The organism is Clostridium estertheticum (genome assembly GCF_026650985.1).
Classification (GTDB): domain Bacteria; phylum Bacillota; class Clostridia; order Clostridiales; family Clostridiaceae; genus Clostridium_AD; species Clostridium_AD estertheticum_C.
This window is the reverse complement of record NZ_CP086239.1, coordinates 4,189,368-4,205,813: the sequence shown is the minus strand read 5'-3', so window position 1 is coordinate 4,205,813 and position 16,446 is coordinate 4,189,368. Positions and strand designations below refer to the sequence as shown.

The 16,446-nt window shown below is 30.4% G+C and carries 15 protein-coding genes and 1 tRNA gene; 9 read left to right on the top strand and 7 right to left on the bottom strand.

The window, feature by feature from the left end; all coding sequences use genetic code 11:
* From LL038_RS20170 to purR, 5 genes are all read right to left on the bottom strand, one after another.
* Positions 1–687, bottom strand: coding sequence for a response regulator transcription factor (locus tag LL038_RS20170; RefSeq protein ID WP_171298563.1), 687 nt, complete (start codon positions 685–687; stop codon positions 1–3).
* Positions 688–979: 292 nt separating this feature from the next.
* Complete coding sequence (locus LL038_RS20165; protein ID WP_216124310.1) at positions 980–1,951, bottom strand: ribose-phosphate diphosphokinase; 972 nt, start codon at positions 1,949–1,951, stop codon at positions 980–982.
* A gap of 203 nt (positions 1,952–2,154) precedes the next feature.
* Positions 2,155–3,525, bottom strand: coding sequence for a bifunctional UDP-N-acetylglucosamine diphosphorylase/glucosamine-1-phosphate N-acetyltransferase GlmU (glmU, locus tag LL038_RS20160; RefSeq protein WP_216124311.1), 1,371 nt, complete (start codon positions 3,523–3,525; stop codon positions 2,155–2,157).
* A gap of 184 nt (positions 3,526–3,709) precedes the next feature.
* A complete protein-coding gene (gene spoVG / locus LL038_RS20155; RefSeq protein WP_152753662.1) occupies positions 3,710–4,030 on the bottom strand; it encodes a septation regulator SpoVG in 321 nt (106 codons plus the stop codon).
* Positions 4,031–4,133: 103 nt separating this feature from the next.
* Positions 4,134–4,955: a pur operon repressor gene (purR, locus tag LL038_RS20150; protein WP_071614687.1), complete on the bottom strand. Its 822-nt coding sequence runs from the start codon at positions 4,953–4,955 to the stop codon at positions 4,134–4,136.
* Positions 4,956–5,243: 288 nt separating this feature from the next.
* Between purR and murC the strand changes: the two genes are divergently transcribed.
* The 8 genes from murC to LL038_RS20110 all read left to right on the top strand — a co-directional run bounded on the left by murC (position 5,244) and on the right by LL038_RS20110 (position 11,988).
* Complete coding sequence (gene murC, locus LL038_RS20145; RefSeq protein WP_216124312.1) at positions 5,244–6,623, top strand: UDP-N-acetylmuramate--L-alanine ligase; 1,380 nt, start codon at positions 5,244–5,246, stop codon at positions 6,621–6,623.
* Positions 6,624–6,769: 146 nt separating this feature from the next.
* Complete coding sequence (locus LL038_RS20140) at positions 6,770–7,093, top strand: hypothetical protein (protein ID WP_216124313.1); 324 nt, start codon at positions 6,770–6,772, stop codon at positions 7,091–7,093.
* Positions 7,094–7,344: 251 nt separating this feature from the next.
* Positions 7,345–7,420, top strand: a tRNA-Pro gene (locus LL038_RS20135).
* A 172-nt stretch (positions 7,421–7,592) separates the two neighbouring features.
* Positions 7,593–8,939 (top strand): [Fe-Fe] hydrogenase large subunit C-terminal domain-containing protein, encoded by a 1,347-nt coding sequence (locus LL038_RS20130; RefSeq protein WP_216124315.1) that lies wholly within the window; start codon positions 7,593–7,595, stop codon positions 8,937–8,939.
* A 78-nt stretch (positions 8,940–9,017) separates the two neighbouring features.
* Positions 9,018–9,542, top strand: a complete 525-nt coding sequence (locus tag LL038_RS20125; protein WP_216124316.1) for a phosphatase PAP2 family protein — start codon at positions 9,018–9,020, stop codon at positions 9,540–9,542.
* Positions 9,543–9,583: 41 nt separating this feature from the next.
* Positions 9,584–10,237: an HAD family hydrolase gene (locus LL038_RS20120; protein WP_216124318.1), complete on the top strand. Its 654-nt coding sequence runs from the start codon at positions 9,584–9,586 to the stop codon at positions 10,235–10,237.
* Positions 10,238–10,351: 114 nt separating this feature from the next.
* Positions 10,352–10,804, top strand: coding sequence for a hypothetical protein (locus LL038_RS20115; protein WP_216124321.1), 453 nt, complete (start codon positions 10,352–10,354; stop codon positions 10,802–10,804).
* A gap of 326 nt (positions 10,805–11,130) precedes the next feature.
* Positions 11,131–11,988, top strand: coding sequence for a hypothetical protein (locus LL038_RS20110; protein WP_216124323.1), 858 nt, complete (start codon positions 11,131–11,133; stop codon positions 11,986–11,988).
* A 43-nt stretch (positions 11,989–12,031) separates the two neighbouring features.
* Here LL038_RS20110 and LL038_RS20105 read toward each other — a convergent pair whose 3' ends face one another.
* On the bottom strand, positions 12,032–13,588 hold the full coding sequence (locus LL038_RS20105) for an ABC-F family ATP-binding cassette domain-containing protein (protein ID WP_216124325.1): 1,557 nt from the start codon (positions 13,586–13,588) through the stop codon (positions 12,032–12,034).
* Between the two features lie 366 nt (positions 13,589–13,954).
* Here LL038_RS20105 and LL038_RS20100 point away from each other — a divergent pair, with 366 nt between their 5' ends.
* Positions 13,955–15,133, top strand: a complete 1,179-nt coding sequence (locus tag LL038_RS20100; protein ID WP_216124327.1) for a class I SAM-dependent rRNA methyltransferase — start codon at positions 13,955–13,957, stop codon at positions 15,131–15,133.
* A gap of 250 nt (positions 15,134–15,383) precedes the next feature.
* Here LL038_RS20100 and LL038_RS20095 read toward each other — a convergent pair whose 3' ends face one another.
* The gene (locus LL038_RS20095; RefSeq protein ID WP_216124328.1) at positions 15,384–16,088 is read right to left on the bottom strand and encodes a 2-phosphosulfolactate phosphatase family protein; all 705 of its coding nucleotides are present in this window, start codon (positions 16,086–16,088) and stop codon (positions 15,384–15,386) included.
* Between the last annotated feature and the right edge of the window lie 358 nt (positions 16,089–16,446).

The window sequence follows — 16,446 nt, the reverse complement described above, 5'->3', positions numbered from 1 at the left end:
TTACTTCACCTCAAATTTATATCCTACTCCCCAAACAGTCTCGATCTGCCAATTAGGTCCACCTTGAAGTTTTTCCCTTACTCTTTTTACATGAACATCCACGGTTCTAGAGTCTCCTGGATAATCGTATCCCCAAACTTCACATAAAAGCTGTTGCCTAGTAAACACCCTATTCTTATTAAGAGCTAAATAATGTACTAATTCAAATTCTTTAGGCGGCATTTTAACCTCCGCGCCTTTATATGTAACATTGTACGAATTAATGTCTATTTCTAGGTCTTCAAAATTCAAAACTTCTTTACCACCATTATCTAAGTTATAACGCCTAAGTACAGCCTTTACTCTCGCAATTATTTCTTTTGGCTCAAACGGTTTTACTACATAATCATCTGCTCCAAGTTCTAGTGCTAATACCTTATCAAAAGTTTCTCCTTTAGCTGTAAGCATAATAACAGGAGTTTCATGTTCTTTTCTTATCCACTTCAAAACATCAATCCCATCAATATAAGGTAACATTATATCTAAAAGCACTAAATCTGGTTTATAACTTAAAAAGGCTTCCTGCGCAGCCCTACCATCATGTGCTACTTTTGTAGCATACCCAGAGCTTTCAAGATACATTTTAATTACCTCGGCAATATTTTTATCATCATCAACTATTAGTATTTTACCTATAGTTCCTTCCATATCAGTACCTCCAAATTATTTTATCTATTATTTTTATTAATTAAATTCGAATAAATTTTCTTATAAATAATTTACCTTATTACTAATTTATCATACTTTAATGTTATCTTATTAGTTTTTTGAAAATGTTACAAATTATTCACCGTTACAATGGAGTAATTTCCTTGTTTTTTTAAATTTAATTTATGTATATTGTAATCATTTTTTGAATATTTTGTAAATATTATTGTAATAAAAAATAGCGATGCTTTATTATAAAGATAATAAAGCATCACTATTTTAAACTATGTAATTATAAGTTATTAGTATCTTCAAATAGCTTGCTTACAGAAACATCTTCATATATTCTCTTTATAGCTTCAGCCAAAATTGGTGCCACTGATAATGTAGTGAATTTTGAGCACTGCTTATCTTCTGGTATCTCAATTGTATTTAATATTATTAATTCTTTTATTACAGAATCGTTTATTCTTTGAATAGCAGGACCTGATAACACTCCATGACTACAACAAGCATAAACCTCTTTTGCTCCTAGTTTAACTAAAGCATTAGCTCCATTAGTTATCGTACCTGCAGTGTCTATCATATCATCCATCATGATAACCGTCTTATTTTTAATATCGCCTATAACATTCATAATCTCTGCAACATTAGCTTTTGGTCTTCTCTTATCAATTATTGCTATTGGTGCATGCAATTTATCTGCAAATTTTCTTGATCTAGCAACGCTTCCAAGATCTGGTGCAACTACAACTACATCATCCCTATCCTTAAAACCATTTTCGATATAGTATTTTGCAAGTATTGGTGTTCCTGTCATATTATCAACAGGGATATTGAAATATCCTTGTATTTGAGCTGCATGTAAATCCATGGTAAGCACTCTATCCGCTCCTGCAGTTGTTATAATATCTGCCACAAGTTTTGCTGTAATTGGATCTCTAGCTTTTGCTTTCCTATCCTGTCTTGCATATCCATAATATGGAATAACAGCTGTTATTCTTCCTGCCGAAGCTCTCTTAAATGCATCAATCATAATAAGTAATTCCATTAAATTATCATTTACTGGTGCATTAGTTGATTGAACAACAAATACATCCGCTCCTCTAACTGTTTCATGAATATTAACAGATATTTCTCCGTCACTAAAAGTTCCTACATTCGAATCTCCGAGTGGTAATCCGAGTATATCTGCTATATCTGACGCTAATTTAGGATTTGAGTTACCTGTGAAAATCTTAATATTTTTGCCATGGCTTATCATCTGCAGTCCTGATTCTCAAAATTTTCATAAATCATATTTTAGTATAATTTATATATATTTTCATTCTATTTACTAAATAGAATGGCAGTCTAGAGTATTAAAATCTCACATACTATATCACGTAATTTTTCATATACCCATTCTACTGCGAAAATCAGTTTTCCACCTCCCTTTGTAATTTACTTACTGAATACTTTGCTAACTTATTTATTAAGTCCTTTTTTTACTACCCAATTTTCAATATTCTTTTGCCTTGCTCTAGCTATTGCCAAAGTATTTTTAGGCACCCCACTTGTAATTGTAGACCCGGCAGCAGTATATGCATTATCATTAACTGTTACAGGTGCTACTAGATTAGTATTACAGCCTATAAAAACATTATTTCCTATGGTAGTTTTATATTTTGCTTTACCGTCATAATTTACAACCACAGTTCCGCAACCAAAATTACATCCACTTCCAACTTCGGCATCACCAATATATGTAAGATGAGATACTTTTGTATTATCCCCAATAGTTGATTTTTTTATTTCAACAAAATCTCCTATTCTAGCATGTTTACCTATATTGCTTTCTGGCCTTATATATGCGAAAGGTCCTACGGTAGTTTTCTCCCCTATTTGGCTTTCAATTACTACAGAGCTTTGAATTACAATTCCATTTCCTAAAATGCTATCAGTAATTCTATTATTAGGATAAAGAACACATTCTTCTTTAATGATAGTTGTGCCTTGTAGTACATTACCTGGATATATAATAGTATCTTTCCCTATCATAACATCGCAGTCTATATATGTATTGCTTGGATCCATTATTGTTACTCCATTTTCCATATGCTTTTCATTTATTCTTTTTCTCATAATCGCTTCAGCATTTGCAAGCTCTACCTTAGAATTAACAGCAGTAATTTCGTCAGCTAAAACATCAAATGCTCCAACTTTAAGCCCTTGATCCTTTAATATACCAATAACATCCGTTAAATAGTATTCCTTTTGAGCATTATTATTATCTAATTTATCTAAACTAATAAGTAGTTCTTTTATGTTAAAGCAATACATTCCCGAATTTATTTCTTCAACTAATTTTTCTTCGGTGGTAGCATCCTTAAACTCAACTATTTTCTTAACCTCTCCATTTTCATCGCGAATAATCCTACCATATTTTGCAGGGTCATTCATTCTTGAAGTTAATATAGTAGCTTTATAATTACCTTTTTCATGATAATCTAAGAGCTCTCTAACAGTATGCTCACTAATTAATGGCCCATCTCCAACAAATATTGCGACGATACCATCATTACCACTTAGAAATTCTTTGGCACACATAACTGCATGACCTGTTCCTAACTGATCTTCTTGAACAGAATAATTGATTTTTCTATCTTCTGTTCCTTTTTTAACCTCTGCGGCTCCTCTTCCAATTACCACATCTACCCTATCAATATCTGCACTTCTCATGGTATCAATAACATGATTTATCATTTCTTTACCACAAACTTTATGCATAACCTTAGGAGTATTTGAGTTCATTCTTTTTCCTTCACCTGCAGCTAATATTATAGCGCATTTATACAAATAAAACACCTCTTTATACAATAATTCGACATATTTACAGATTAAAAATTACATTAACTTTAATTAAAATACATTATATTATATTATATTATATATTATATTTTATAAAACATTTAATTGCAACTAGCCTTAACTATTTTTCATTATTTTCTTCGAAAAAATAAAAGGGGTTTCCCCCTCTTTTTTATACTTCTAAAACTTCTTCTGTTTTTTCTACTACTTTTTCTACTACTCTTGCTACTGGTTCTTCATTTCTAACTTTTTCATATTCATCTAAAATAGCTGTTTGAATTTTCTCTCTTGTTTGAGTATTTATTGGATGAGCTATGTCCTTAAATTCTCCATCTGGTGTTTTTCTACTTGGCATAGCAATAAAAAGACCACTTTGACCCTCTATAACTTTAATATCATGAACAACGAATTCATTGTCAAAAGTTATTGATACAATCGCTTTCATTTTACCTTCTGTAGCTATTTTTCTAATTCTAACATCTGTGATTTCCATACACTCCACCTCCAAGTTGCATTATACGTTATATTTATACTATTTCTCTATAAATTGTATTTTTCCTTCTAAAATTATAAATAAATATTAAATATTTTGAATATTACACTTTTTCGAATATTTCTGATGGAGTTAACTCCGCGATACCTTCATTATTTATTCCTGTGAACTGAATAATTGATATGTACTCTTCTACTAATTTATGTCCACTTTCAATATTATCGACAAGAACACCAATACCTAAAAGCTCACTTTCAAACTCTTTAAGTAAATTAATTATGCCTATTGCAGTCCCTCCAGCCTTCATAAAATCATCTATGAAAACACATTTGCTCCCTTTTTTTATAGATTTTCTAGATAATGACATCGTTTGAATCCTATTACTAGAACCAGAAGCATAATTTATGCTAACAGTACTTCCTTCAGTAACCTTAGGATCATGCCGTACAATAACTAGTTGGACGCCTAACATCTTTGCCACCTCATATGCCAGTGGTATCCCTTTGGTCTCCACCGTAACTACATAGTCTATATCTAACTCACTAAAAGCAGAGGCAAGTATCACTCCTGCTTTGTGCACTATTTCTGGATTATACATAATATCAGTCATATATATAAAATTTCCTGGTATTACTCTATCTTTTTGTATTAAAATTTTGCATATCTCATCTGCGAATATCCTACTTTCTTGCTTTGAGACTCCACAAATGTATTTTACTCCACCAGCTGCGCCGGCTACTGTTTCAATTCTTCCCATGGATAATTCATTAAGTGTTTCCCTGACAATAACAATATCTTCACTAATTGTAGATTTAGCTGCATTAAATAATTCTGTAAAAGTTTTTAGATTTATTGTTTTATTAGGATTTTCTGTTAGTACCTTTGTTATACCTGTAACTCTTTGATTTCTACTATATTTATTCATAATATATCACCCATATTTTTATTTTACGAATTTTACCTAGTAAAATTCATAATATCATTCGTATTTTAATTGTAAATCTTTTTTATCTTTATTACAATGCTTATAAACCCAATTCCAGAACGTTATTTTGTATTTTATTTAGTTTTTTTTGAATTGTGTATAGTTTTTTTGATATTTTGTATATAATTAAGAAGTGCTTATAATAATTATTTAATATAAGCACTACTAATATAATTTACATATACTAAATAATAATAACAATAATAATTTTTTTAAGGAGTTGATATAATGTCTTTTGATTTTATAAAAGATAAGAGCAAAAAAATTCATTTCATAGGTATTGGCGGTATAAGCATGAGCGGCCTTGCTGAAATACTTGTAAAAAACGGATATAAGGTTTCAGGTTCTGATATGCATTCTTCACATATAACCGATAAGCTAAAAAAACAAGATGTTGAAATATATATAGGACATGATGCCTCTAATATAAAAGATGTTGATTTAGTAGTTTACACTGCTGCTATCCCTCCTGAAAATCCTGAATATATTAAAGCTATTGAATTAAATATTCCTTTAATGGATAGGGCTGAATTTCTAGGTCAAATTATGAAAGGTCATAAATATAACGTAGCGATATCTGGTACACATGGTAAAACAACTACAACTTCAATGCTTGCACATATAATTTTAAAAGAGGATGTAGATCCTACAATATTAGTTGGCGGAGAATTAGATGCTATTTCCGGCAATGTTCTAGCTGGACATAGTGACTATTTTATTACAGAAGCCTGTGAATATAAGGCTTCATTTTTAAAGTTTTTCCCATATATTGCAACAATACTTAATATAGATGCAGATCATCTAGATTACTATAGGGACATAAATCACATTAAAGACACTTTTGTAAAATTCATTAATCTCATACCCAAAGATGGCTACCTAGTTGCAAATATAGAAGATGAGAATGTTAAAACTATTCTCCATAATAATGACTATAAATGTACTATACTTACTTATGGTCTAAATCACGGAGATCTTAGAGCAAAAGATATTGTTTATAACGAATTAGGTTGCGCAAACTTTAATGTATATAAAGAAGGCTTGTTGCTATTTCACATAAATCTTAATGTACCTGGGCAACATAATGTTCTAAATTCACTTGCAAGTATAGGAGCTTCACTAATTCTTGATTTTTCTAAAAACTCTATCACTTCCGGTCTTTCAGCATTTAATGGTACCCATAGAAGATTTGAGTTAAAGGGAACTAAGAACGGAGTAACTGTTATTGATGATTATGCTCATCATCCTACAGAAATAAAAACAACTCTAAGTGCTACTAAGCATTACCCCCACAATAAAATTTATTGTGTTTTTCAGCCCCATACTTATTCAAGAACCTTAAGCTTATTTGAGGATTTTTCAAATTCTTTTTACGATATAGATACTCTAATACTCGCAGATATTTATGCTGCTAGGGAGAAAGATACTGGTGTTGTAAGTTCAGATATGCTTGGCGATAGAATAAGAGAAAAAAACATAAATTGCATAAATATTCATAGCTTTGATGAAATTGTAAGTTATCTTAAAGCCAATTTACAAAATGGCGATATTCTTATAACTATGGGCGCAGGAGACGTTGTTAACGTAGGCGAAATGTACCTAAAATAATTATATATCTTAATCAAAATATTTTTAATAATTCATAAAAAAATCATGGGCTACTTGCCATGATTTTTTTATTTTCAATTATATTGCGTAAAAATATCATTTCGTGGTAACACTAAACTTGAAAAAATGTTTTGGAGGTATATATAATGAAAAATTTTCTAGTTTCGGCTGTAGTTGATATAGTAATAATTTTTGCCTCATATTTTTTATTTGTACATGTTATAAGTGGACCAACTCGTCATAGATTATATGAAAAATTTATGAGTTCTTTCGCAAAATTTGTAATTATTATTTTTGTAGCAAGTGTTTTGGTCACATCCCTTACTGCTCTTGTATTATATAAGACGCAATATATAGTGTATATTAATGTTGCCGCTCCTGTCTTAGTCTCTATATTAGTGGGTTTTGTTATGTCTACTGTACCTACTAGAGGTACCGGCGATAAGGAAACGGACACTCATAAAAAGTAATTAACATATTGATGCTTTTCGGATGGTATAATGAAATTACTATCCGAACCCTTTTTTAAATAATTGATAATTATTGTGTTTAAAAGTAAATATATAAATTATCTTGACATTTATACATTTATTTTATATAATAACTATTGTCTTCAACAAATAGAATTTATGTTTTATAGATTTTATATCAAATGTTTTTAGAAAGATTTGAAAATTTTGTTGACATTTATCAGTTTGTTTTGTATAATTAAAATTGTCTTCGGGGTGTAGCGCAGCTGGGAGCGCGCGTGGTTTGGGACCATGAGGTCGCAGGTTCAATCCCTGTCACCCCGACCAAAAAGAGTTGTCTAATGACAACTCTTTTTTTATTTCAAATTTTTTCACACTATTAAAATGTATAAAAAACTTCATTCTTGATAAAATTAATAATGATATTACATTTTATTGTGTTTTCTCAATATTATGCTAAAATCATTAAATAACTTATAACAAATTAGGAGTGATTATTTTGAATAAAATTTATAACGAACTTTTTAAGGCTCTAATTAAATCTTATAATGAAGATAATTTTGAAAATAAGGTTCATGAGTTACTATCTAAAGATGATGTTAATAAAAAAGACTTAAGTGCCATTATTTCTTCACTTTGTGGTGTTGATGTAGATTTTTCGCTTAATTACATAGATGATTTGAAAAAGGCTATCTCGACCTATGAAACAAATCATAAAGTTGTAAATAAAATTAAAGGTTGTACTATAAATTGTTCAGATAAACCAGGGAAAACAAGTTGCCAAGCATCTTGCCCTTTTGATGCTATATTAATAGATAATAAAACCAAGACTTCCTACATTGACAATGATAAATGCACAGAATGTGGATTTTGCGTAGACGCATGTCCTAGTGGTGCTTTAATGGATAAAGTAGAATTTATTCCACTTTTAAATTTATTAAAAGGAAATTCCACAGTTATAGCAGCTGTAGCCCCTGCCATTACTGGCCAATTCGGTGAAAATGTTAACGCTTATAATCTTAGAACCGCTTTTAAAAAAATAGGTTTCGCAGATATGGTTGAAGTTGCATTTTTTGCAGATATGCTTACAATAAAAGAAGCAGTAGAATTTGATGAACATGTTAAAACTAAAGAAGATTTAATGCTTACATCCTGCTGTTGCCCTATGTGGGTAGGAATGGTAAAGAGGGTGTACAATGATTTAGTTAAGTATGTATCCCCATCTGTATCTCCTATGATTGCATCTGGTAGAGTATTAAAGAAATTGAACCCTAACTGCAAAGTAGTCTTTATAGGACCCTGCATTGCAAAAAAAGGTGAAGCTAAAGAAAAGGATCTTTTAGGTGATATAGATTATGTACTTACCTTCGCAGAACTCAAGGGTATTTTTGAGACACTTGGCATTGACCCGGAAAAACTTGAAGAAGATGTCTCTACTGAATACGCATCTCGTGGTGGTAGACTTTATGCAAGAACTGGAGGAGTATCTATAGCTGTTGGCGAAATGATAGAGAAATTATTTCCGCAAAAACACCATTTATTAAATGCTATTCAAGGAAATGGTGTAAAAGAATGTAAGGTACTACTTACAAAAGCTCAAACTAAAGAAGTTCATGCAAACTTTATTGAAGGTATGGGTTGCGTTGGTGGTTGCGTTGGTGGACCTAAAGCTTTGATTGACTCAACCTCTGGGAGAAACAGAGTAAATAAATTCGCAGAAGACTCAAAAATCAAAACATCCATAGATAGTGATTGTATGAAAGATATTCTAAGTAGAATTGGTATTAATACTATTGATGATTTTAAAGATAAAGAAAAAACCAAAATATTTGGTAGAGAATTTTAAATTATATGTATAGGCTTATTTATGATACAATATACAGTAATATATATAATTGATTTTTTATGACAAAGGGAGGAGTTTATGAAAGCATTATTTGAGTATATAAGTAATAAAGATATTAACATACTTAGAATTATAAACAATTCTTGGAAGTGTAGGTTTTTAGATATTACAATGCCATCTATGACCTACTTAGGCTCCTTCCCTTTTATGTTTATATTTTGTACTGCTACTTTTTTATTTCATAGCACTTTACTTCATACTATGGCTATTAGCGCTATGATTTCAATAACACTTAGTACTGGCATTGGTAAAATACTAAAAGTAACCGTTACTAGATTAAGACCCTTTATAAAAATTCCAAACTTAAATATAAAGAAGATAGGTATTGATAAATACTCCTTCCCATCCGGCCATACAACCGGTGCATTTTCATTAGCTGTCATAATAGCCTTGTATTTCCCTATATTTGGATTTATAACTATACCCTTAGCTCTATGCGTAGGGATTTCTAGAATATACATAGGAGTTCACTACCCAACAGATGTTATTGTGGGTATTTTTATTGGAACCACTTGTTCTTTACTTACTTATAAGTTCTTTTGAATCAAATTAAAATGTATTATACTTATATAAGAGGTGACTAAATGTTAACTAATATTAAAGCTGCAATTTTTGATTTAGATGGAACCCTTATCGACTCTATGTGGGTTTGGAGTAAAATAGATGAAAATTATTTTAAGTGTAGAAATATTACAATACCCAAAGATTTAAAAAGCCAAATAGAACATCTTAGCTTTGATGAAACTGCAGCCTATTTTAAAAACAATTTTGGCATATTAGACACAATAGACGAAATCAAAAAGGAATGGAACGATTTTGCTTATAATAAGTACCTTAATCACGTTAAACTAAAACCCGGTGTAGTTGAATTCTTATCATTACTTAAAACAATGAATATAAAAATTGGACTAGCTACAAGTAATAGTAAATCTCTATTAGAAGTTGTTCTTAAGTCTAATGGCATATTCCACTATTTTGATTCTATAACACTCACTGATGAGGTGTCTCGAGGCAAAAACTTTCCGGATGTATATTTACTTGCTGCTGAGAAATTAGGGGTAAACCCTGCGCAGTGTGTTGTATTTGAGGATATACTGCCAGCCGTCAAAGGTGCAAAAGCCGCTGGCATGAAGGTAGTTGCTGTATATGATTCTTCATCTAAAGATCAAAAAGAAGATATTATTATAAATTCAGATATGTATATACTAGAATATAATGAATTAATTGCAGCAATTTAAAACTCATGTTTAAACATGAGTTTTTTTTACGAATTTTTTTGCATGGTATTGAATACTATATACTAATATGCAACAGACTTTAATCATATAAGTAATTTACGAGGAGAGATATTTTTGCTTATTTTTTTATTTTCAATTCTTTTGATATGTTTTGGTGTATATTATTATACGATGAACCAAAAATTATCAACTCAAAAAACTCAATTAAGGATTAGTTCTAGACAAAATAGAGATTACAAATCAAAAATTTCAAGTTTACACGATTCTGATGTACCTATAGTAATAAAGTACAAACCATCTCTTTTTAGGACCGGAACTACGAAAGGCCCTTGCAGTCTATATCTAAGCCCCCTTGAAACTTCTCAAATTCTATCTACTGTAGTTAAAGATACTTGCGTAGAGATTAAAGATTGTGCTGAGATTTTTAATATTTCATGGTATGAAGTAACGCTTAAATCTCAAACTAACATTAATAATAAAGGGTGGATAAAAAAAGACGTCCTAATTACTCTCGATGATACTGTTAATAATCATGAACAAACTATTTATGAAAAAAGTGCTACTTAAAAAAACAAAGGCATATATTCATAAAATATATGCCTTTTAATTAATCTTTTTTATGTGTTTTTTTAGCATGTTTAGTTCCAGAATTATTCTCTTTCTTTTCCTTTTCTTGTTGACTTGCGCAAGAATTATCTTTTTTTTCACCCATAACATTTATACCTCCTACATCTAAAATATAATAATACTATCATTGTAATATTTTATCCAATATACAAATTTTCAATCACCCTATTTATATCATTACTTAACTTTTTTATTTTTTAAAATGCTAATTATGTTATAATTTATAAATAAGACTAACACTCTCGTTAGAACTAAAGGAGTTTAATATGAGAATAATATCCGAAAACAACCTATGTATAAATAGACCATATATAAATTTAAAGAAACTACCAATAAGAAGTTCCTTAAGAGTTGGTGAAATTACTGAAGCTGGCTTTAAAGGTACTTATATAATAAATCAACATACGCAAAACTTATCCACTAATGAGAATTACATGCTACAATTTAGTAAAGGAATTCAGAAAATAACACTTGATACTGAGCTACTCCATGGACTCTTATTAGTTGAAGTCAATTATTCATCTAAAAATAGTAACAAATCTTCTAAGTTCAAGGTTTACCTTGTTTTAGATAATATAAAATATTCCTTACCGTTTAGTCCATTTAAGGATATTTATGATAACTGTATAAATATCTTATCTAGAGAACTTCAAGGCAAAGAAGAACTAACTTACATAAAAGAAAGCTTTAACAATTTAGAAAATGATGAAATCTCAGTGGATATAAAGTTGAATTTAGAAAGATTACAAGAATTTAAAGATAAGGTAAACTACAAAAGAAATATATATTATTTTGTTATAAATAACATAACTTCAACTACTTCAAAGTACGATATTAACGCTAAACCTAAAGATATACTAATAAGTAATACTTTAAAAGTTCTAAGGTATGATTCTTCTACAAGACTATATATTATACTAAAACCTATTGATGAAGCAACTAAAACAAAATTAAATGTCACTGATATTATTTGTGACCTCGGTGAAATTGGTTTCCCAACCGTTAGCATATGCACGGGTTATGGACTCGGAAAATTATTAGATGTTAAAAATAATGTTATTCCAAATACTAATACATTATCATTATTTGCTAACATCCTAGACCTTGCAATAGAAGTTTTATAAAAAGAGCTAGAATTTTATTTATTCTAGCTCTTTTTAATATAGACTATATAATTTTAGTTGTCCACTCTTCACAGTCCCATACATCAGTTACTACGTCTTGATAAAATTCTGGCTCATGACAAACTAGAAGTATGCTTCCATTATATTCCTTTAAAGCTCTTTTTAACTCATCTTTTGCATCCACATCTAAATGATTGGTAGGCTCATCTAAGATCAATATATTAGTTTCTCTGTTTAGAAGTTTAGCAAGTCTTACCTTTGCTTGCTCTCCACCACTAAGCACAGTGACTTTACTTTCTATATGTTTTGTAGTAAGTCCACACTTAGCAAGTGCAGATCTTACCTGACCCTGAGTGAAGCTAGGAAATTCTTGCCAAAACTCTTCAATACAGTTATTTCGATTAACTCCCTTTATTTCTTGTTCATAGTATCCTATATATTGATAATCTCCTAAGTTTGTATGACCCGAAAGAGCTTTGATATCACCCATAAGACTCTTTAACAATGTTGTTTTCCCAACACCATTAGCACCAGTAAGCGCAATCTTTTGTCCTCTTTCCATATACAAATCTAATGGCTTAGATAACGGGGTATCGTAACCAGTAACTAATTCCTTAGTTTTAAATATTATTTTTCCTGAAGCTCTTGCAGTTTTAAAGTTAAACTGTGGTTTTGGTTTATCTTGTACAATTTCCATTCTATCAATTTTATCTAATTTCTTTTGTCTTGATTTTGCCATTCCACTAGTAGAAGCTCTTGCTTTATTTTTAGCAACGAAGACCTCAAGTCTAGTAATTTCCTTTTGTTGCCTTTCATAATCAGATTCCATCTGTAGTTTTTTAGCCTCATGAACTCTCAAAAATTCATCATATGACCCTATATATCTGGTTAATTTTTTATTCTCTACATGGTATATTATATTGACTGCACCATCTAAAAATTCAATATCATGTGATATTAATATAAACGCCTTATCATAATTTTGAAGATACCTCTTGAGCCACTCTACGTGTTGCTCATCTAAAAAGTTAGTAGGTTCATCAAGAAGTAGAACATCTGGTGCTTCTAGTAGAAGTTTTGCAAGGAGTACTTTTGTCCTTTGCCCTCCACTTAACTCTGCAACATCATTATCAAGCCCAACATCCTTAAGGCCAACTCCAGCTGCTACCTCATCTATCTTAGAATCAATGCCATAAAATCCATTATTATCAAGTTGATCTTGAATTGTACCCATTCTATCCAATAATCTTTCTAATTCTTCAGGTGATGCCTCTGCCATCTTTTCTGTTACGCTAAGCATTTCCTCTTCTAAGTCAAAAAGATATTTAAAGGCATCCCTTAAAACATCCCTAATGCTCTTACCTTTTTCCAAAACAGTATGTTGATCCATGTATCCCACTCTGACGTTGTTTGACCATTCAACATCGCCTTCATCTGGCATAAGCTTTCCGGTAATAATGTTCATAAACGTTGATTTTCCTTCTCCATTTGCTCCTATAAGCGCTATGTGTTCTCCTTTAAGCAATCTAAAGGACACATCCTCAAATATTACTCTGTCGCCAAAACCATGGCTCATATTTTTAACTACTAATATACTCATTTGTATTTCCCCTTACTTTAGTATGATTTTACATATTTATATTTTTTACATTTGTAATTATTTACTTATTTATATTAATTTGATGTTATATATCAATTTCCGACTAAAAAAATAGTCCAGTATTTACATAATTATCTTTATTTCAATTATATATATAAAAATGGCACATACATAAGTGTAATTTATAATTGACCTTATGTCAAAACAAATTTTTATATTTCATATTACAAATTAATTCTGTGTGGTATACTACTATAGATAAATAACTTGATAATTATAATTGAAACTATTATAAAACTATAAAACATATGAGACATAATATACTTATATATTATGTTTCCCTAAAAAGCACAGGAGGAATTTAGAATGGCTTGTAAATTTTACTTATATAAAGGTAGAGGTAGAAATTCAGAAAATGGGCATCTTTGGATATATGCTAATGAAATTGAAAAATTTGATGGTGAATATGAAAACGGAGACATAATTGAAGTATATAATTTTAGAAATGAGTTTATAGGAAAGGGTTATATAAATGATGTTTCTAAAATTGCCATAAGAATAATGACAAGAGATATTCACGAAGAAATAGATGAAGAGTTTTTCAGAAAGAGGCTTCACGCTGCATGGGAATATAGAAAAACAGTTATAGATACTTCAAGCTGTAGATTTTTATTTGGAGAAGCGGATTTTGTACCAGGCATGATAATAGACAAATATGAAGACTATTATGTTATTCAATCCTTAGCTCTTGGAATAGATAAATATAAAAGTATAGTAGTTAAGCTATTAACAGATGAATATGGTGCAAAGGGTGTATATGAGAGAAGCGATGCTAAAGTACGTGAGCTCGAGGGAATGGAGCAAACAAAAGGATTTTTAACAGAGCCTTTTGATACCACTATAGAAATCATTGAAAACGGAGTTAAATATGACGTTGACATTGAAAATGGTCAAAAGACCGGATTTTTCTTAGATCAAAAAGAAAATAGGGCAGCTATTCAAAGATTATGTAAGGGTGCTGATGTTTTGGATTGTTTTACGCACACAGGTTCCTTTGCACTTAATGCTGGTATAGCAGGAGCTAAAAGTGTTCTTGGTGTAGATATATCTGAATATGCCGTAGAATTTTCAAGAAAGAATGCAGAGCTTAATGGGCTATCAGAAACTGTTAAATTTGAATGCCACAATGCCTTTGATATATTAAGAGAATGGTCAAGAGAAGAAAAAAGACAATATGATGTAGTAATACTAGACCCACCAGCATTCACAAAATCTCGTTCTACTATAGATGGTGCAACAAGGGGTTACAAAGAAATTAACCTACGTGGTATGAAATTGGTTAAACCAGGCGGATATCTTGTAACTTGCTCTTGCTCTCACTTTATGAAACCTGAAATGTTTGCAGATACTATTGCTGATGCAGCTATAGACGCTAAAAGGACACTTAGACAAGTAGAATTCAGAACTCAAGCAGCAGATCATCCAATACTATGGAATTCTGATGAGTCTTACTACTTAAAGTTCTACATATTCCAAGTGGTATAACGTAACCAAAGTATATATTACTCCAGATGCTTTCACTACGCTATGTAATTCTAAAATTTACTTTATTTATATTTACTAAAAAACACAAACTCGCTACCGCTCAAACATGTGTTTTTCTTTACGCAAATAAAAATAAAGTAAATTAAGAATTAACAAAGCTTGTTCAAATGCATTTTACGTAATATATACTTTTTTATTACTTTATAAGCCATTTAATATTCAATCCCATCTGCACAATACCGTAATCTCCCTAAAGTATTACCCCCCCTTTATATTCTGGAACAATGTCTATAATATCTTTTTGACAGCAATATTCTAAATCTGCAGATAAACCTAACTTCATAATTGTTTTATAGTGATTTGCGTACTTTATAAAATTATGAATATCTTCATTGTTCTTATAGATGTAATGAGAAGTTACAGCTATGTCTGCTAGCTCTGTCTGTGCTAGTTTTAGTATACAGTCAATTATGTACCCACTACATAGAAAATCATCTATTGAAAATTCACCATAAGTCCCCGCATTAACTATTACTACGTCTTTATTTAAGGATACTATTCTGCTCGCAATTGCTTTGGCATTTAGCATTGCCCCTATTAGGATGTTACTAGCCCCACTGCATCCTTTTATAGCTTTAGTCCCATTAGTAGTAGTCATAACAAGTGTTTTGCCTTCTATGGACTTCCTGGTGTATTCAAGTGGGGAATTAGAATAGTGAAAACCTTCTATCTTCAATGCATTTCTCTCTCCCCCAAGCATAAACTCTTCTTTACTATTTCTAACAATTTCAGATGCATCCTCAACCGTCAAAACAGGAATTACACCGACGCATCCATTATTCATTGCCGTAACTATTACACTAGTCGCCCTAAGCATATCTATAACTATTACAGTCTTATTTTCTATTTTTTCATTCTTTATATCATCCGCTGAAATTATTATATCTATTTTCATATGTTCTATCCCCTTTCTGATACTATTTTTCTTATACTATCTAATATTATTATAGTACATATTGCTAAAAATCAAACATGATTGTCCTATTATTATTCAACATTTCTGTTTCCACATATATGTATACATGTAAAAATTTAAAGGTATTTCAATAAATTTATAGAATTTGTTTATAATGAAATGACTTTTAATTTTTTTATAGTACTTTAATTCATACCAAACAGTTGTACTACTATTAGTATTTATATCAGGTATTATTATAATTTCAAAGAAAAAACGAAAATCAAAAATCAAATAATAATAAAAGACTTCATCAGGATCATAAATCTCCCTCTGAAGTCTTAAATATTGTATCGCC